This is a genomic window from Pseudomonas putida (assembly GCA_029953615.1).
GTDB lineage: Bacteria > Pseudomonadota > Gammaproteobacteria > Pseudomonadales > Pseudomonadaceae > Aquipseudomonas.
Map to the genome: position 1 here is coordinate 5,499,023 of CP124529.1, position 18,647 is coordinate 5,517,669.

Genomic DNA, 18,647 nt, shown 5'->3' on the forward strand with positions numbered 1-18,647 from the left:
CACTTCGCTCCAGGGAATTCTGCCAAGGGGAAGGGTTAGAAGCCTTTGCCTGGCTCGGAGAAAGACGCCATGCCCAGAAGCTCTTGTGGGTCGCGCATCTGCCCATCGATTTCAACCCAACCCAGCAGCGTGGAGCTGGCACTCCAACCCAGCAGACGTTGCAGTTGCGCAGGGAGCTGCCGAACACGCTCAACAGGAATGGACAGGAAGTGGTTTTCTTCCAGTCGCAGGAAAGCCAAGTCATACGCCATGGTCAGACCGGTGCGAGGCGTTGAGGATGTATTGGCGCCACCACCGTGGTAGACCGACCCCATCCATAGCAGCGCAGAGCCTGCCTTCATTTCGGCGGCGATTGTTTCTTCCTGCGTTGGCATGCGTTCGTCATCCCATTGATGGCTGCCGGGAATGACACGTGTCGCACCGTTCTCTTCGGTGAAGTCCGTAATGGCCAGCATGATTTGCAGCCGAGCCTCACGACCATATTGCGGATGCCGCCAGAGCGATGTGGCATCGTCGCGATGCAAAGGTTGCAAACCCTGGCCTGGGCCGATCTGGATAGCCTGGGTAATGCTGAGTTGGATATCCGGCTCGATCTCGACGCGGTCGCTTCCGACCCAGACATGGGTAGGTGTTTGCAAGATCTTTCTGGCGGACTCGAGAAACAACGGATTCAGCGCCACCTCTACCGCCGTGTCACTTCGCCCGAGAATTCGGGCGACGCGGCGTGTCTGGGTGCCGGCAAAGTAAGGGTCCATACCGCAAGGCGTGACACTCAAAAAGGTGTCCAACTCCTCGGTCAGGGCCTTCAAGGTGCCTTCCGAGACAAAGTTGGAAATGATTACGGCACCGTCACGCTTGATGATTTCCACTACCTGCTCGACCGGTGTGTCGCTGCTGACCGTCGAAAGTTTCCGTGTATCCATTTGCGCATTTACCTGTGTGCTTTGAGTCATTGTTTGCTCAGCGGATCTGGGCCCAGGGCCCGGCTACAAGTTGCCGTAGGCACCCTGCGCTCACCTGTCGCGAGCGCCGAAAATCCGGCACTACCGACAAGAGCGATCGACTGATCAACCGACATGATCACTTGATCAAGTCTTATGACCAAAGCAATTCACGTGCCGTTTTCCTGACCCGCGCCAGCGTCCACGGAAATTCAGGGGCGAGCGTCTGGCCTGCCGATGCACAGTGATACTGGCGTTCCCAAATCGGTGCCTCCCCGTGTTCGCCCGGCACGCCATATTGTGTATTAACGAAACACTTGTTATCTAAAGTTTCCCAGGGAAGGCGTCGCGCAGACCGCCCCCTGACGCTCAATCGCATCGACGCATGGATTGGGAAACAACCATGCGTTAGCATTCGTCCCCGCCGAGGCCAGACCCGATGGCTGGCGGCAATACCGAAGAGGGAGAAATGCCCAATGGCTCGAATAGGCGCTGAATTGCGCAGACAAGACTTTATTGAAGCCACCGTGAAAGTGATCGCGGAACATGGAATAGCCAACGCCACCACTCGCCGTATCGCGGCCGAGGCGAATTCGCCACTGGCTTCGTTGCACTACGTCTTCCATACCAAGGACGAGTTGTTCTATGCGGTCTATGAGTCCTTGATCAACATGCCGCAACAGTCGTTGCAGGACGTACCCACAGGCGCCACGGCGGCAGAGTCGGTGGGGGAAATGCTGCGCCAGCTCGTCAAATGGTTCACCGCCCACCCTGACCTGGCGACCACACAGTTCGAGCTCTTCTTCTGGAACCTGCGCAACAACCCGGCCATGGCAACCAAGATCTATACCGTATCCGTCGAAGCGACCAAGCAAGCCATCGAAAAGGTCACTGGCCCCGGGCTGGACCAGGCCAGGCTGACCACCATCAGCCGCTTGCTCATCAACCTGTTCGACGGCCTGTTGCTGGCTTGGTCCGCCCATGGCGACCGGGAACGCTTGGAAGCCGAGACCGAAACCGCCTGCCAAGCTGTAAAACTGCTGGTGGCCAGTTACTGATCAAGGTTCGAATGCGCCGTGCTTCAGTACGGCGCGATCGGTACTGACTAGCCATCAACCTGGCTTACCTTCCCGCCTTTCTCATACCGGGCGACTGCCCCAGCCTGCCCCCTCCTTGCCTCTCCCTTTCTTGAGAGAACTGCCCCCGCGCCATGGCGCGATGGTGCAAATCATCCCAAACCAATAGAAACCTGGTGCATTTCGCACCTTGATCCGCCTGCGTTGCCAATCCTATTCTTGCCAAACGATCAAGTCATTTGACCAAGTCTCTATAACACAACAATAGGAGGCGACATGTCCTCTCACACTGCTCTTCCGGTTGAGCCGCTCGATATTTTGATCATGGGAGCCGGTGTGTCTGGCATTGGTGCGGCAGCCTACCTGCGGCGTCATCAGCCGCACAAACGATTTGCGATTCTCGAGTCCCGCGAACGAATGGGCGGCACCTGGGACCTGTTCCGCTACCCTGGCATTCGCTCCGACTCGGACCTGTACACCTTCGGTTTCGACTTCAAGCCCTGGACCAAGGCAAAGTCCCTGGCGGACGCCGCAGACATTCTCGAATACCTGCGAGAAGCCATCGACGAATATGAACTGGCGTCCTTCATCCAGTACCGGCAGAAAGTCGTTTCGGCGAACTGGCAGAGCGATAAAGGGCTCTGGGCAGTGAGCGTCGAGGATGGTCACACGGCAGAAACCCGCATCATCGAGTGCCGCTGGTTGTTCAGTGCAGGCGGTTACTACCGCTATGACCAAGGGTTCAGCCCACGCTTCGAGGGCACGGAGGCGTTCAAGGGACAGATCATTCATCCCCAGCACTGGCCGGAAAACCTGGACTACACGGGCAAGCGTGTCGTCGTCATCGGCAGCGGTGCAACGGCGGTAACCTTGATTCCAGCGATGGCGGACAAGGTCGCCAGCATCACCATGCTGCAGCGCACCCCTTCCTACATCATCAACCAAGCCCGCCAAAGACTCCGTTGCAGCGTTTCTGCGCAAAATCCTGCCTGCGCAAACCGCCTATTCCCTGACACGCTACAAGAACGCCAAGATCACCCTGGCTTTCTGGGCATTCTGCCAACGCTTCCCCAAGCTTTCGAAAAAGCTGCTGCTGTGGCTGACCCGCAAGGAATTGCCCAAAGACTACCCGGTCGACGTACATTTCAACCCGCCCTACAACCCCTGGGACCAGCGCTTGTGTTCGGTCCCCGAAGGCGATCTGTTCAAAGCCATCAGCGCAGGCAAAGCCGACATCGTCACCGATCACATCGAGCGGTTCACCGAGTCCGGAGTATTGCTCAAATCGGGCAAGACACTGAAGGCCGACATCATCGTCACCGCCACGGGGCTGAACGTACAGCTGTTCGGCGGCATCACCCTGCACAAGGACGGCCGACCGGTGATACTCAGCGAAACCCTGGCCTATAAAGGCATGATGCTCTCTGGTGTGCCCAATTTCGCCTTTGCCGTGGGCTACACCAACTCGTCCTGGACCTTGAAAGTGTGCCTGCTGTGCGATCATTTCTGTCGCCTGCTGGGCTTCATGGACAAACAGGGCCACAACGTCTGCGAACCCAAGGCGCCAGCCGGTATCGAAACCCGCCCCTTGCTGGACTTTGGCGCCGGCTACGTGCAACGCGCCTTGGACAGCATGCCGCGCCAAGGGCCGCGTGAGCCCTGGGTGATGTCGATGGACTACTTCCGCGACGTCAAACTGCTGCGTCGGGGCAACGTTGCCGACAAGTGCCTCTCGTTCACCACAGTGCCCAACGCGCCTTTGCACGCTGGTGTCATGCTGCAGCAACAAGGTAGCCGTCGATGAGCGCCGATCGCTTCTGCGAGCTACCGGGGGAGCGCAAGCTCTGCTATCGCACTCACGGCGATGACGACGCCCCGGCGGTCCTGCTCATCGTCGGCCTGGGGCTGCAATTGACCTACTGGCCGCAACCGATCATCGCCGGCCTGGTCGAGCGCGGGTTCCGCGTCATCACGCTGGACAACCGTGACTCGGGCCGATCGTTCTTCACCGACGTGGTACCTCCCACGGCCATGCAGCAGTTCCTGCGCAAGCGCACTCCCGGCTATGACCTGGGCGACATGGCCAACGACGTGATCGGGCTCATGAACGGCCTGAACCTGGAAACGGCGCACGTGGTGGGGATGTCGATGGGCGGCATGATCGCCCAGACCCTCGCGGCCCGGTACCCCGAGCGCGTCAGGACGCTCACTTCGATCTTCTCGACCACCGGCTCGCTGCGCGTCGGCCAGCCCGCGCTCAAAGCCCTTTTCCAACTACTGCGCCGCCCGCCGCGCAACCAGCAGGAAAGCGTTCGGGACTACGTGGACATCATGCGACTGATCGGCTCGCCCCTCGAATGCGACGAGCAAGCCCTGCGCAACTACGCCACGCAGGCCTGGGAGCGCGGCGGCGGCGAGGTGAGCAACCTCGGCACCGCCCGGCAGATCGGCGCCATCATCAACTCTGGAGACCGCACCCAGGAGCTGCAGCGGGTTCGCTGCAGCACGCTGGTCATCCACGGGGACAAAGACCTCATGGTCGCGACCACCGGAGGCTTCGCCACGGCCGCGGCGATTCGCCAGTCGAGCCTGGTGCTGTTGCCTGGGATGGGGCATGACTTCCCAACGTGCCTGTCGGGCACACTGCTTTCCCTGCTGGCAGGGCACATGCGCTAACACCGTTTCCATTTAGGGGCGGATTGCTTGGCCGCCCCTCTTTTTATTCCACCAGAGGTTTCTCGCAACAGGCTTAACCCAAACCCAAAACAACAACATTCCAGTTTCAAGCACACCTGAGCCGCGACGACGGCCTGGCGCGATGCTCCTCCACTGCCCGTTCAACAACGACAACAACTGAGCAAGAGGTACGTATGGAATTCAAGTTCTTACTCCCCACCAAAGTCGTGATGGAGCCAGGCCTGCGTGAGCGCACTGGCGAGCATCTGCGTGAATTGGGGCTCAAGCACGTTCTGATCGTCACGGATGCCGGGGTCAAGGCCGCCGGGCTGCTGAACAGCGTTTACGCCAGCCTGGAAAGGTCGGGCATTTCGTTCGACGAAATCGCGGACGTGAAGGCGAACCCTCGCAGCGAAGACATCAACCGCGCGGCACAGCTGTACCGCGGCAAAGGTATCCAGGGCCTCCTGGCCATCGGCGGCGGCAGCGCGATGGACGCGGCCAAGGCCATCAGCCTGCTGCTGACCCACGAGGGCCGGATCGAAGACTACGAGGGTTCTTTCACCCTTAAGCATGCCATTCCACCTATCGTCGCCATCCCGACCACCGCCGGCACCGGCAGTGAAGTGACCTGCTTCGCGGTGATCACCGACACCGTCCGCCATTTCAAGATGAGCGTCCAGGATTACCGGGTCGGGCCCGTTTTGGCACTGCTCGACGCCCATATTCTCGACACGCTGCCTTCGTCGATTGCCGCCGCAACCGGCATGGATGCCCTCACCCACGCCATCGAAGCCTACACCGGTCGCATGGCGAACCCGATCAGCGACGGCCTGGCGCTGCACGCCATCCGCCTGATCAGCCAACACCTCAAGCCCGCCGTGCTGGAGCCTGGCAACCTGCACGCCCGCCAGCAGATGCTGGTGGCTAGTCTGATCGCCGGCATGGCCTTCGGGAACGCCGACGTCGGCAGCGTGCACTGCATCTCCGAAGCCATCGGTGGCATGTACGACACACCGCACGGCGTGGGCAACGCGATCTTCCTGCCCTTCGTGTTCGGTCACAACCGCGATGCCGACATCACCCGCCACGCCCAGGTCGCCTATGCGCTCGGGATCGACCCCAACCTCTCGCCGGCCGAGGCCGCCGAGGCCGCTGTCGGTTACCTGTTCCAGATGAGCAAGGATCTGGGCATCCCCCGCTTCGCCGAGGTGAAGGGCGTGCGCGAGGAAGACTTCCTGACCATCGCTGAAAAGTCGAAGAAAAACTTCTCCGACGCCAGCAATGCCAAGGAAATGACCGTCGAGACCTACCGTGAAATCGTCGCCACTGCTTACCACTTCGTAGCGTGAGGGATGTCAGTCATGAGCGAATCAATCCCTAGCGCTTCGCTGAAGCGCACCCTGGGTCCGTTTTCGGTACTGCTGTTCGGCCTGGCGTTCCTGGCGCCGTTGATCGTCTTCGGCACCTATGGCGTGATTACCCAGGCCAGCGGCAACACCACGGCGATGGCCTACCTGATCGCGGCGACCGGCGTGGTGTTCACGGCGTTGAGCTATGGCCGGCTGGTCAGGGTGTTCCCGGTGGCCGGTTCAGCCTACACCTATACCCGCAAGATGCTGAGCGCGAACCTCGGTTTCATGGTGGGCTGGGCCGCCCTGCTCGATTACTTCTTCATCCCCATGCTGATCTGGCTGCTCGGTGCCAGCTACCTCAACATGGCGTTTCCAGAAGTGCCGCAGTGGGTGTGGATCATCGGGTTCATCGTCTCCACCTCGCTGCTGAACGTGCTGGGCATCCAGGTTGCCAACCGTTTCAACGTGCTGTTGATGGTCGCGCAACTGGCCATCATCGTCGTGTTCATCGGCCTGTGCGTGCACTACATTGTCGCGGCCAACGGCCCTGGCGGGCTGTTGTCGGCCAAGCCGTTCTTCAACCAGAACGTGCCCTTCGCCACCAGCATGGCCGGCGCCGCCATCGCCGCGTACTCGTTCCTGGGCTTTGACGCGCTGTCCACGCTCAGCGAGGAAACCCGCGACCCGGGCCGCACACTGCCGCGCGCCATCCTGCTGGTCGCGTTGATCGGCGGCTCGGTCTACGTCGGCTCCTCGTACTTCATGTACCTGGCGCACCCCTCCCCCACATTCGAGTTCGTGGACGGGGCTGCCTTCGAGATAGCCCGCATGATCGGCGGCGACCTGTTCTTCGTCGTGGTCCTGGCGGGGATCATCATCGCCCACTTCGCCGCAGGCATGTCATTCCAGGCCAGCGTGGGCCGGCTGCTGTACGCCCTCGGCCGGGACAACCAACTGCCACGCAAGCTATTCGGGGCCTTGCATCCTCGTTACAAGACCCCGGTCTTCAACATCCTGCTCTGCGGCATTTTCGGCACCGCAGGTTTTGGCCTGACGATCGCCACCGCGACGTCCCTGGTCAATTTCGGCGCTTTTCTAGCCTTCACCGCCGTCAACCTCTGCGCGTTGCGGCTCACCTTTGACGCACGCGTCAAGGACGGGGCCGGCCTGCTGCACGGCGTGCTTTTCCCACTCATCGGCCTGGTCACGGCCGGCTGGATGCTGGCCAGCCTGGATAAAGACGCACTGATCATGGGTTGTAGCTGGCTCGCCCTGGGCGCGGTTTACCTCGCCTGCCGGACCAGCTTCTTCCGCAACCCAGTGCCTGACGCGCTGGCGTAGCGGCCACCTTCCAATCGAATGCCCTGACGACAACCACAAGGCAAGGCCATGGCCTTGCCGTTCAATGGCGAGAATCGACATGCAAACCAAACTCTTGATCAACGGTGCCCTGGTGGCCGGCGAAGGCGAAAACCTCGACGTGTACAACCCGTCCCTGGGCAGCGTCCTGGTACAGACCACCGAAGCCAGCCGTGCCCAGGTCCATGCCGCGGTGCAAAGCGCGGATGCGGCCTTCGACGCCTGGTCGCAAACGCCGCCCAAGGACCGCGCGGCACTGCTGCTCAAGCTCGCTGACAGCATCGACGCCCAGGCGCCGGTGTTTGCCCGCCTGGAGGCAGACAACTGCGGCAAGCCGTTCACCGCCGTGTTGCAGGATGAACTGCCTGCCGTATCCGACGTGTTCCGCTTCTTTGCCGGTGCCGTGCGCTGCCTGCAGGGCTCGGCGGCGGGCGAGTACATCCCGGGCCACACCTCGATGATCCGCCGCGACCCGGTGGGCGTGGTCGCCTCCATCGCGCCGTGGAACTACCCCCTGCTGATGGCAGCCTGGAAACTGGGCCCAGCCTTGGCCGGCGGCAACACCGTCGTGCTCAAGCCGTCGGAACACACGCCGATGAGCACCTTGAAACTGGGCGAGTTGCTCGCCGACATCTTCCCCGCCGGTGTGGTCAACATCGTGCACGGTCGCGGCGCCTCGGTGGGTGAGCCGCTGACCAGCCACCCCCAGGTACGCATGGTGTCGCTGACCGGCTCCGTGCGCACCGGCAGCCGTATCATCGAAGGCACCGCCGACAGCGTCAAACGCATGCACATGGAGCTCGGTGGCAAGGCACCGGTGTTGATCTTCGACGATGCCGACATCGACGCCGCCGTCGAAGGCATCCGCGCCTTCGGCTTCTACAACGCCGGCCAGGACTGCACCGCCGCATGCCGCCTCTATGTGCAGAAGGCGGTGTACCCGGAGTTCGTGCGCAAGCTCGGCGAAGCCGTGTCCAGCATCAAGTGCGGGCTTCAGGATGACCCGGCGACCGAGATGGGCCCGCTGATCACCCAAGAGCACCTGGAGCGTGTCGAGGGCTTCGTGAACCGTGCCAAGGAACTGCCTCACATTGAGGTGGTCACCGGCGGCAAGCGCGCTGCGGGCGGCGGCTTCTTCTTCGAGCCGACGGTCCTGGCCGGCGCTACGCAGGAGGACGAGGTAGTGTGCCGTGAAATCTTCGGCCCGGTGGTGACGGTTTCGCCATTCGAAGACGAAGCCCAGGCACTGGCATGGGCCAATGAATCGGACTACGGCCTGGCCTCGTCGGTATGGACCGCCGATGTGGGTCGCGCCCATCGCCTGGCCGCTCGCCTGCAATACGGCTGCACCTGGGTCAACACCCACTTCATGCTGGTGAGCGAAATGCCCCATGGTGGCGTGAAGCTGTCCGGCTACGGCAAGGACCTGTCGATGTACGGGTTGGAAGACTACACCGTGGTTCGCCACGTGATGTTCAAGCACTGACCGCCCACGACCCAGATAGCCCAGATCATTTTTCAAGAGGTTTGCATGAACAACATCGAGACATTCGAAAAGGCTCGAGTCCAACGTGCGGATGTACTGCCGTGACTTGCCGCTGGTGTTCGATACCGCCCAAGGCAGCAAGATCCGAGGTGAAGACGGCCGCGAGTACCTGGACTTCTTCGCTGGCGCCGGCGCCCTGAACTATGGCCACAACGACCCGCGCATGCGCGATGCCTTGATCGCGTATCTGTCGTCCAACGGCGTGACCCACGCCCTCGACCTGCACACCACCACCAAGCGCCAGTTTCTCGAAGCGATCGAGCGCGACCTGTTCAAGCCACGCGGCTGGGACTACAAGGTGCAGTTCACCGGCCCGACCGGTGCCGACGCCGTCGAGGCGGCGTTGAAGCTGGCGCGCAAGGCGACGGGGCGTACCAAGGTCGTCTCGTTCTATGGGGCTTACCACGGCATGACCGCCGGCGCCTTGGCCGTCACCGGCAACCGCACTCGCCGTGGCCCTGGGCTTTCCACCGATGTGGTGTTCGTGCCGTACGAAGACAGCCCCTACGGCGAATTCGACAGCATTGGCTTCCTCGAGCGCCTGGCCAACGACCAGGGCAGCGGCTCGGAGCTACCGGCGGCGGTGATCGTCGAGTCCGTGCAGATCCAGGCCGGCGTCTACCCGGCTTCCAACGAATGGCTGCAACGCTTGCGCAAGTGGACCAGCGATCACGGCGTGTTGCTCATCTGCGACGAAATCCAGGCCGGCTGCGGGCGCACCGGCGACTTCTTCGGCTTCGAGCGCTCCGGGGTGGTGCCAGACCTGATCACCTGCGCCAAATCGATCGGCGGCTTCGGCCTGCCGATGGCGATCGTGTTGATTCGCGCCGGGCTGGATGTGTGGCAACCGGGCGATCACATCGGCACCTTCCGCGGCAATCAACTGGCCTTCTTGACGGCCCAGATCGCGCTCGGCTATTGGCGCGATGAGTCGTTCCTGAAGTTGCTGGCCACCAACTGCGCGGCCATGGAGCGCGCGGTCGCCGGTTTCGCGGAAATTCCTGGCGTGTCGCCTCCGCGCGCTGTCGCGGCATGATCGCCGGCATCGACTTCGGTCGCGGCAACGTCGCATTCGCCAAGGATGCCCAGCAGCGTGTGCTGCAGGCGGGTGTGCTGGTCGACCGCTGCGGCCCGAACGGCGAAATCATCAAGCTGATGCCACCGGTGAACACCCCGACCGACCAGCTCGAAGAAGGCCTGAAAGCCTTCGGCGAATCGGTCGCGGCAGCGTTTAGCCAGTAACTGCACGGGCCTGCGGTGCGGCCTGTATCGATACAGCGCCGCATGCAGGCTCATCGCGTGCAGTCGACAACCCGTCCGTGGCAGGAAATCACACCAATGAGCAACGTCACTTCAACCATCCAGAATGACTTGGCTTCATTCATACACCCCAACACCAACCTGGCGCAGCACCAGGAAATCGGCCCCCTCGTGATCGCCGGCGGCGACGGCGTGCGGGTCTTCGATGAGCAAGGCAACGCCTACATCGAGGCGATGTCGGGCCTGTGGAGCGTTGCCTTGGGCTTCAGTGAAAAGCGCCTGGTCGACGCCGCCGTCGAGCAGTTCAGGCAACTGCCCTACTACCACAGCTTCAGCCACAAGACCAACGCCCCGGCGGCGGCGCTCGCCGCCAAGCTGGCCGAGCTGGCGCCGGGCGACCTGAACCATGTTTTCTTCACCAATTCAGGCTCCGAAGCCAACGACTCGGTGGTGAAGATGCTCTGGTACGTGAACAACGCGCTGGGCAAACCGCACAAGAAGAAATTCATCTCTCGCCAGCAGGCCTATCACGGCGCCACCATCGCTGCCGGGAGCCTGACCGGCATCCCCTCGATTCATCGCGACTTCGACCTGCCGGCCATCCCGGTTCACCATCTGACGTGCCCGAACTTCTACCGGTTCGCCCGGCCAGGGGAAACGCAGGAAGCCTTTTCGGCCCGCCTGGCGAACGAACTGGAGCGCTACATCCTCGCCGAAGGGCCGGAAAGCATTGCCGCCTTCGTCGGCGAACCGGTGATCGCAGCGGGCGGCGTGATCCCTCCTCCCACTGGCTACTGGGCGGCGATCCAGACAGTGTGCAGGCGCTACGACATTCTTGTGGTGATCGACGAGATCGTCACCGGTTTTGGCAGGCTGGGCACGATGTTCGGGGCTCAGCTGTACGACATCCAGCCCGACATCATGGTGCTCTCCAAGCAGCTCACCTCTTCCTACCAGCCGCTGGCGGCCGTGGTGGTGTCCGATGCCATCAACGATGTACTGGTGAGCCAGAGCCAGCGCCTGGGGGCATTCGCCCATGGCCTGACCTGCACGGGCCACCCCGTCGCCACCGCGGTTGCGCTGGAAAACATCCGCATCATCGAAGAGCGCGACCTGGTTGGCCATGTCCAGCGCCTGGCCCCCATGTTCCAGCGCCACCTGCGCACGTTCGAAGACCACCCGCTGGTCGGCAACGTCCGAGGCGTCGGGCTGATGGGCGGGATCGAACTGGTTGCGAACAAGGCCACCGGCCAACCGTTCGCCCAGCCAGGTGCACTGGGTGGCTACGTGTTCACACAGGCCCACAAGCATGGGCTGATCATTCGCGCCCTCTACGACACGATCGCGTTCTGCCCGCCGTTGATTACCACGCAGGGCGACATCGAAGCGATCTTCAGCGCCTTCGAGCGCACGTTGGCTGATGCAACGGACTGGGCCCGATCGCAGAACCTGCGGTGAGCAAAGGCTCTCCCGTGGGGCATCACATAAAACAACAATCAAGAGGCTTTGAACGTGCGCGAACAAAATGATGAAAGTTTCGAGTTTGATGTGTCCGTGGTCGGGCTCGGTGCGATGGGAACGCTCATGGCACACGCGTTGCTCAAGCAAGGCAAACGCGTGGCGATCTGGAATCGATCACCCGGCAAGGCTGCGTCGCTCGTCGCCGCTGGCGCTCACCTGTGCGACAGCGTTGAAACCGCGCTGGTTGCAAGCCCGGCCACGATCTTCGTGCTCCTGGACAACCACGCGACCCACGAGGTGCTCGGGATGCCAGGTGTGATGCATGCACTGGCCAACCGTACGATCGTCGATTACACCACCAACGCCCAGGACGAGGGACCGGCGCTTCAGGGCCTCGTCAATCGGGCGGGCGGCCATTACGTCAAAGGGATGATCGTGGCCTACCCGCGCAACGTCGGCCATCGCGAAAGCCACAGTATTCATACCGGCGATCGTGAGGCCTTCGAGCAGCACCGGTCGCTGCTTGAAGGGCTCGCCGGCCATACGGTGTTCCTTCCCTGGGGCGAAGCATTGGCCTTCGCGAGCGTGCTCCACGCCCATGCGTTTGCCGCGATGGTTGCGTTCTTCGAGGCCGTGGGTGCGAGCGAACGGTTTGGCCTGTCGGTTTCGAAGACAGCCAGGCTCCTGCTCGACACGTCACGCTTTTTCGTCGCCGACGCACTCGAGGAAGCGGCACGCCGGCTCGAAGCGCAGGATTTCGCAGGCGACCAGGCGAGGCTCGATGTACATGTAGATGCCTTCGCGCACATTGCCCAATCCCTGCATGCACAAGGGGCCTGGACGCCAGTGTTCGACGCGGTATGCCAAGTCGCGCAGCGCGCGGCATCAATGGGCTATGGCAACCAGGACATTGCAGCCATCACCCTGTCATTCGCCCACGACAAAGCGCCCGGGCACTAACCGCGTGATACTGGCCTTTCGGATCGAACCTGAAGACAACAACAATAAAAATCGCTGGAGGATCATATGCGCCGATTTGGTTTTCTACTGGCCGTGTTGACGCTGGCCGTTTTCCTGAGTGCCCTGCTTGCCCCCAGGCCTTCTCTCGTCAACCGAGCGGCGGCGCAGCGCATGGGGCATCCGATCACCAGCATCGGCGAGATTTTCAGGGGGTATTAACGAGGTTTCACCTGGCCGCTGGCACGCATCCGCCAGCGGCCGCAGGTAATCAATGATCGACCGCACCGCTGGCACCAAGGCCGGTCTGGCCCCTTACGAACTGGTCGGCGAACGCCGCCCTTTCTGCCTTGGCTCTCGCAGTCCGGTCTAGCCGGGAAACGCCATACGCCACCGCAAACGCCAGCGGCATGGAGAACAGCGCAGGCTGGGTATAAGGGAACAGCGGCTCGGGAAAGTGCAACACATCCACCCACACGAGCTTGGAAAACACCACGAAGCCCATGGCGCTGACCAACCCCACGTAGCCACCGGCCAACGCGCCGCGCGTGGTCAACCCCGACCAGAACATCGACAGGAACAGCACCGGGAAGTTGGCCGAAGCGGCGATGCCAAAGGCCAGCGCGACCATGAAGGCCACGTTGATGTTTTCGAACACGATGCCCAGGGCTATCGCCACCAGGCCAAGGCCCAGGGTCGCCAGCTTGGTCACCCGCAGCTCCTGGGCCTCGCTGGCCGCGCCTTTCATGATCACCCGCGCATACAGGTCATGGGCGATGGCGGACGCCCCGGCCAGGGCCAGGCCTGACACCACGGCCAGGATGGTGGCGAAGGTCACGGCAGACAAAAAGCCCAGCAGCAGGTTGCCGCCTACAGCCTGGGCCAGGTGCATGACCACCATGTTGCCCCCGCCCACCAGCTTGCCACCCACCTGCCCGCCTTCGAAGAACTGCGGCTGCTGGCTGACGATCACGATCGACGCCAGGCCCAGCAGGAAAATGACATTGAAGAAGTAGCCGATGAACCCGGTGGCATAGAGCACCGACTTGCGTGCCTCCCGGGCATCGCTGACGGTGAAGAAGCGCATCAGGATATGCGGCAGCCCGGCGGTGCCGAACACCAGCCCCAGGCTCAGCGACAGCGCTGTCAATGGGTCAGCCAGCAGGCTGCCGGGCGCCAGCAGGCGCTCGCCCAGGGCATGGGTGTGCATGGCCTTGCTGACCAGGGTGTCATAGCTAAAGTCGAATTCGCGCATCGCCAGGAACAGCACCACGGAGCCGCCCACCAGCAGCAGGAATGCCTTGATGATCTGCACCCAGGTGGTCGCCACCATGCCGCCGAAGGTCACATACAGCATCATCAGCGCACCGACGATCACCAAGGCGATGTGATAGTCCAGGCCGAACAGCAGCCTGATCAACTGCCCGGCCCCGACCATCTGCGCCACCAGGTAGAAACACACCACGGTCAGCGAACCGATGGCGGCCATGGTGCGCACCTTGCCCTGGTCGAGGCGGTACGAAGTGATGTCAGCGAAGGTGAAGCGGCCCAGGTTGCGCAGCCGCTCGGTCATCAACAGCAGCAACACCGGCCAGCCCGCGAAGAAGGCAATGAGGTAGATGTAGCCGTCCATGCCGGAGGTGTAGATGAGCGCGGTGATCCCCAACAGCGTCGAGGCGGACATGTAGTCACCGGCCAGCGCCAGGCCATTCTGCCAGCCCAGGATGCCGCCACCGGCACTGTAGAAGTCCGCCGTCGAGCGGGTGCGCCGCGCTGCCCACCAGGTGATGCACAGGGTGAACAGCACGAACACCATGAACATGCCTATCGCATGCAGGTTGAGCGGCTGACGCTGGCCCGCGCCGAGCGCAGGCGAAGCCAACAGCAGGCCGGAGTGCAGCAACAAAGCCAGAGGCAGTAGTTTCTTCATGCGCCCCACTCCTCTTCCAGCCCGGCGACCAGCGTCTGCGTCAGGCGATCGAATTCGCCATTGGCCCGGTACACATAGAACGCCGACAGCGCACAGAAGAACACGAACAGGAAAGCGCCGGCCGCGACGCCGAAGGTCATGTTCGACCCCTCGACCAGGCGCCTGGCGATCAGCTCGGGCCAGAACGATACCAATGCGATGTAGCCATAGAACAAGGCCAGGATCAGCACGAACAGGCTCAGGGTAAAACGGTTTCTGCGCGTCACCAGTTGCTGGAACCGGGCACTGGCGCGAACGCGCGCGTATAACAGGCTGGACATGGGACACCTCGCTCAATGTACTTGTTGTTATGGGGTGTGCAGCTGTTGCAGCTCGATCAATGCTCGGCGTCGGCGGTCTGCGCCTCCTGTTGCCGGGCCCACTCGCGCAGGACGAACTTCTGGATCTTGCCGGTGGCGGTCTTGGGCAGTTCCGTGAGCGACACATGCCGCGGCGCCTTGAAGTGCGCCAGGCGTTCACGGCACCAGCGGATCAGGTCGGCCTCCGTAACCGTGGCCAGCGCATCAGCGCGCAAGGTGACGAACGCATGGGGTGTCTCACCCCAGCGCGAGTCCGGGCGCGCCACCACCGCCGCCTCAACCACCTCTGAGTGCTGGTAGAGCACTTCCTCGATTTCCAGCGAACTGATGTTCTCGCCACCGGAGATGATGATGTCCTTGGCCCGGTCCTTGATTTCCACGTAACCGTCCGGGTGCAGCACGGCCAGGTCGCCCGTGTGCAGCCAGCCATTGGCCAATGCGGCCCGGGTGGCCTCTGGGTTGTGCAGGTAGCCTTTCATCACGGTGTTGCCGCGCACCACCAGCTCGCCAAGGGTAAGGCCATCGGCTGGAACCGGGCGGCCGGTATCGGTATCCAGCACCGTGGCCTCCTCGAGCATCGGGTGGGCGACACCCTGGCGGCTCATGAACTGCGCCCGGGCCTCAAGCGGCAACTCGTCGACCCCCGGCTGCCACAGGCACAATGTGCTGGGGCCATAGCTTTCGGTCATGCCATAGGCATGGGTGATGTTGAAGCCACGCGCCTCCATCGCCGCAATAACCGCACTGGGCGGGGCAGCACCGCCAGTGATCACCGATACCGGCACCGGAGGGGCACTGGCATGCTCGGCGTGGATCAGCATCGACATCACCACCGGGGCGGCGCTCAGGTGAGTCACGGCATGCTCGGCGATGGCGGCGTTGATCGCATCAGGCTGGACCTTGCGCAGACACACGTGGGTGCCACCGGACAACGTCACCGCCCAGGTATGGCTCCAGCCGTTGCAGTGGAACATCGGCAAGGTCCACAGGTAGACGCTGCGCGGCCCCAACTGGAAGATCAGCGCCCCAGCGCAGGCGTTTAGGTAGGCGCCGCGGTGATGCAACACCACGCCCTTGGGGTCCCCCGTGGTGCCGGAGGTGTAGTTGATGGCGATCGACTGCCATTCGTTCTGTGGCGCACTCAAGGGTCGCGCGGGGTCGCCCTGGGCCAGGAACGCTTCGTAGTCCAGGTCGTGGGCCAGGTCGGCGCGCTCGGCCTGATCATCGTCGATGCCCACCAGCAAGGGCGGCGCATCGAGCATGGCCAGCGCCTGACTGGCCACGGCACCGAACTCGCGGTCGCAGATCAATACCTTGGCCGCGCAGTGCCGCAAGATGAAGGCGATGCTGCGTGCCTCGAGCCGAATGTTGATGCATACCAGCACCGCCCCGGCACCGGGCACGCCATAGTGGGCTTCGAGCATTTCAGGGATGTTCGGGGCCAGTATCGCCACCCGTTCGCCCGGTTGCACACCGACCCGCTCCAGGGCACTGGCCAGAGCACGGCTGCGCTCGTGCAACTGAAGATAGTTGTAACGCCGCCTTACCATAGACCACCGCATCTCGCTGCGGATATACCTGTGCGGCCCGCTTGAGAAACGACAGCGGCGACAGCGGCACATGGTTGGCTTCGTTGGGGGCAAGCTCGTGATCGAGGGTTGGAACCATCATGGCAGACACCTCATCGACACTTTGCTCAGGTTTTGCACGCACATACCTACCTCCTGTTCTTGTTATTATTGCGCCAGGGCGCGTTACAGGCTGCTGCACAGATGGCCGCCATCGACCACGATCTCGGCGCCGCTCATCGCCCGCCCAGCATCGCTGGCGAGCAGCAGCAAGGCGCCGTCCAGGTCCGACGGCACGCTGAAGCGTCGGCTGGGGATACGCGAACGCAACTTGTCACCGGCCTCGCTGGCCAGGAAGGCCTCGTTCAAATCAGTCATCACGTAGCCGGGCGCCAGGGCGTTCACCCGGATGCCATGGCGCGCCAACTCCAGCGCCATGGCGCGGGTCAGGTGGGCCAGGCCGGCCTTGGCCGCCAGGTAAGGGCCTACGGCACCGGCCACACGGCAGGCGAGGATCGAGGTGACATTAATCAGGCTGCCCCCCTTCCCCGCCGCCACCATGCGCCGGGCGCTTTCCTGGGCCACGGCCCAGGCGCCCTTGAGGTTGGTGTCGAGCACGTGGTCCCAGGTTTGATCATCGCAGGCCAGCAAAGGCTGGCTGTCGCTCACCCCCGCATTGTTGACCAGGACATCCAGCGGGCCGGCGGCATCGAGCACCCGGCAGATGTCCTCACGGCTGGTCACATCGAGGGCAAAGGCCTGCGCCCGCCCTCCAGCCACCTCGATGGCCTCCACCAACGCCCGCAGCGGCGCCTGGCGCCTGGCGGTCACCACCACCTCGGCGCCTGCAGCGGCCAGGGTCATGGCGAAGTGACGGCCCAGGCCGCTGGAGGCCCCGGTCACCAGGGCGCGGCGCCCGTCAAGGGCGAACAGTCGGACAAGGTTCGGCTGCATCAGTGGGCCCCCAGGCGCTGGTCGAGCAGCTTCTTCGCCAGGCTCATGCGGTGCACTTCGCTCGGACCGTCATAGATGCGGAACGGGCGAATGTCGCGGAAGATCCGCTCCACCACGGTGTCCCCGGTCACCCCGCGGCCACCCAATACCTGGACGCAACGATCGACCACCCGCCACAGCGCCTCGGCGCTGATCACCTTGGCCATGCTCGAATCGACATTGGCACGCCGGCCCTGGTCGAGCACCCAGGCGCAGTGCCAGACCGCCAAGCGCACCACGTGCAGGTCCATCATGTTGTCGGCGAGCATGAAGCCCACGCCCTGGTGCTCGCCCAGCGGCTTGCCGAAGGCGTCACGGGTGCGCGCATAGTCGCAGGCGATGTCGTGGGCGCGGCGCGCGGCACCGAGCCAGCGCATGCAATGAGTCAAGCGTGCGGGCGCCAGGCGCACCTGGGCATAACGGAAGCCCTTGCCGATCTCGCCGAGGACATCGCTCGCCGGGATACGCAGGTTGTCGAAACGCAGCTGCCCGTGACCACCGGTAAAACAGCCGTCCAGCGAGTCCAGCTGACGTTCATGGATGATGCCGTCGCGCTTCATGTCGGTCAGGAACATGGTCGCGGTGCCATCCTCCATGCGCGCCATGATAATGCCGAAGTCCGCGCCTTCGGCCCCGGTGATCAGCCACTTGCGGCCATTGATCAGATAGTCGTCGCCATCGCGGGTGGCAGTGGTACGCAGCATCGACGGATCCGAACCGGAGCCCGGAGCAGGCTCGGTCATGGCGAAGCACGAACGGGCATGGCCCTGGACCAGCGGGCGCAACCAGCGGTCCTTCTGCGCCTCGGTGGCGACCACGTCCATCAGGTGGATATTGCCTTCGTCCGGCGCATGGATATTCAGCGCTACCGGGCCCAGCGGCGAGTAACCGGCCTCTTCGAAAACGATCGCCTTGGCCACATGGCTCAGCTCCAGGCCGCCCATTTCGCGGCTGGCGTGAGGCGTCAGCAAGCCGGCGGCGCGGGCGCGGGCCACCAGGTCCTGGCGCAGGGCGTCGCTGGGGCCATGGCTGTCCTGGCGGGGGTCGTTCTCGAACGGGATGACCTGTTCGGCAATGAAGTCTCGGGTCTTGGCCTGCAAGGCGAGCAGTTCGTCCGGGAGAGTGAAGTTCATGGCTGTCCTTGTGTGTTCTTGTCTATCGGAGGA

Annotated in this window: 15 protein-coding genes and 2 pseudogenes; 11 read left to right on the forward strand and 6 right to left on the reverse strand. The window is 63.0% G+C overall.

Annotation, left to right across the window (positions count from 1 at the left end; genetic code table 11):
- Positions 1 to 35: 35 nt before the first annotated feature.
- A complete protein-coding gene (locus QIY50_25295; GenBank protein WGV20530.1) occupies positions 36 to 953 on the reverse strand; it encodes a phytanoyl-CoA dioxygenase family protein in 918 nt (305 codons plus the stop codon).
- Between the two features lie 464 nt (positions 954 to 1,417).
- Between QIY50_25295 and QIY50_25300 the strand changes: the two genes are divergently transcribed.
- The 11 genes and pseudogenes from QIY50_25300 to QIY50_25350 all read left to right on the forward strand — a co-directional run bounded on the left by QIY50_25300 (position 1,418) and on the right by QIY50_25350 (position 12,853).
- A complete protein-coding gene (locus tag QIY50_25300; protein WGV20531.1) occupies positions 1,418 to 1,999 on the forward strand; it encodes a TetR/AcrR family transcriptional regulator in 582 nt (193 codons plus the stop codon).
- A gap of 294 nt (positions 2,000 to 2,293) precedes the next feature.
- A pseudogene (locus tag QIY50_25305) lies at positions 2,294 to 3,821 on the forward strand (NAD(P)/FAD-dependent oxidoreductase).
- A complete protein-coding gene (locus tag QIY50_25310; protein ID WGV20532.1) occupies positions 3,818 to 4,693 on the forward strand; it encodes an alpha/beta hydrolase in 876 nt (291 codons plus the stop codon). Before QIY50_25305 ends, QIY50_25310 begins: the two are co-directional and overlap by 4 nt.
- Before the next feature lie 194 nt (positions 4,694 to 4,887).
- Positions 4,888 to 6,045: an iron-containing alcohol dehydrogenase gene (locus QIY50_25315; GenBank protein WGV20533.1), complete on the forward strand. Its 1,158-nt coding sequence runs from the start codon at positions 4,888 to 4,890 to the stop codon at positions 6,043 to 6,045.
- A 12-nt stretch (positions 6,046 to 6,057) separates the two neighbouring features.
- Positions 6,058 to 7,389, forward strand: a complete 1,332-nt coding sequence (locus tag QIY50_25320; GenBank protein WGV20534.1) for an APC family permease — start codon at positions 6,058 to 6,060, stop codon at positions 7,387 to 7,389.
- A 79-nt stretch (positions 7,390 to 7,468) separates the two neighbouring features.
- Positions 7,469 to 8,893, forward strand: coding sequence for a gamma-aminobutyraldehyde dehydrogenase (locus QIY50_25325; protein ID WGV20535.1), 1,425 nt, complete (start codon positions 7,469 to 7,471; stop codon positions 8,891 to 8,893).
- 91 nt (positions 8,894 to 8,984) lie between these two features.
- Positions 8,985 to 9,989: a diaminobutyrate--2-oxoglutarate transaminase gene (locus QIY50_25330; protein ID WGV20536.1), complete on the forward strand. Its 1,005-nt coding sequence runs from the start codon at positions 8,985 to 8,987 to the stop codon at positions 9,987 to 9,989.
- Entirely contained in the window at positions 9,986 to 10,195 is a 210-nt protein-coding gene (locus QIY50_25335) for a hypothetical protein (GenBank protein WGV20537.1), read from the forward strand. The genes QIY50_25330 and QIY50_25335 overlap by 4 nt, the downstream gene beginning before the upstream one ends.
- Before the next feature lie 96 nt (positions 10,196 to 10,291).
- Positions 10,292 to 11,671, forward strand: coding sequence for an aspartate aminotransferase family protein (locus QIY50_25340; GenBank protein WGV20538.1), 1,380 nt, complete (start codon positions 10,292 to 10,294; stop codon positions 11,669 to 11,671).
- Between the two features lie 54 nt (positions 11,672 to 11,725).
- Complete coding sequence (locus QIY50_25345) at positions 11,726 to 12,634, forward strand: NAD(P)-binding domain-containing protein (GenBank protein ID WGV20539.1); 909 nt, start codon at positions 11,726 to 11,728, stop codon at positions 12,632 to 12,634.
- A gap of 66 nt (positions 12,635 to 12,700) precedes the next feature.
- Entirely contained in the window at positions 12,701 to 12,853 is a 153-nt protein-coding gene (locus QIY50_25350; protein ID WGV20540.1) for a hypothetical protein, read from the forward strand.
- A gap of 49 nt (positions 12,854 to 12,902) precedes the next feature.
- On the opposite strand, the gene QIY50_25355 is transcribed toward QIY50_25350, so the two are convergent.
- The 5 genes and pseudogenes from QIY50_25355 to QIY50_25375 form a co-directional block, all read right to left on the reverse strand.
- Positions 12,903 to 14,561, reverse strand: coding sequence for a cation acetate symporter (locus QIY50_25355; GenBank protein ID WGV20541.1), 1,659 nt, complete (start codon positions 14,559 to 14,561; stop codon positions 12,903 to 12,905).
- Positions 14,558 to 14,881, reverse strand: coding sequence for a DUF485 domain-containing protein (locus QIY50_25360; GenBank protein ID WGV20542.1), 324 nt, complete (start codon positions 14,879 to 14,881; stop codon positions 14,558 to 14,560). Before QIY50_25360 ends, QIY50_25355 begins: the two co-directional genes overlap by 4 nt.
- A gap of 56 nt (positions 14,882 to 14,937) precedes the next feature.
- Positions 14,938 to 16,591, reverse strand: a pseudogene (locus QIY50_25365) (acyl-CoA synthetase).
- Between the two features lie 83 nt (positions 16,592 to 16,674).
- Positions 16,675 to 17,442 carry an SDR family oxidoreductase gene (locus QIY50_25370; protein ID WGV20543.1) on the reverse strand — a complete coding sequence of 256 codons (768 nt, stop codon included), beginning with the start codon at positions 17,440 to 17,442 and terminating at the stop codon, positions 16,675 to 16,677.
- Entirely contained in the window at positions 17,442 to 18,614 is a 1,173-nt protein-coding gene (locus QIY50_25375) for an acyl-CoA dehydrogenase family protein (protein ID WGV20544.1), read from the reverse strand. Before QIY50_25375 ends, QIY50_25370 begins: the two co-directional genes overlap by 1 nt.
- Between the last annotated feature and the right edge of the window lie 33 nt (positions 18,615 to 18,647).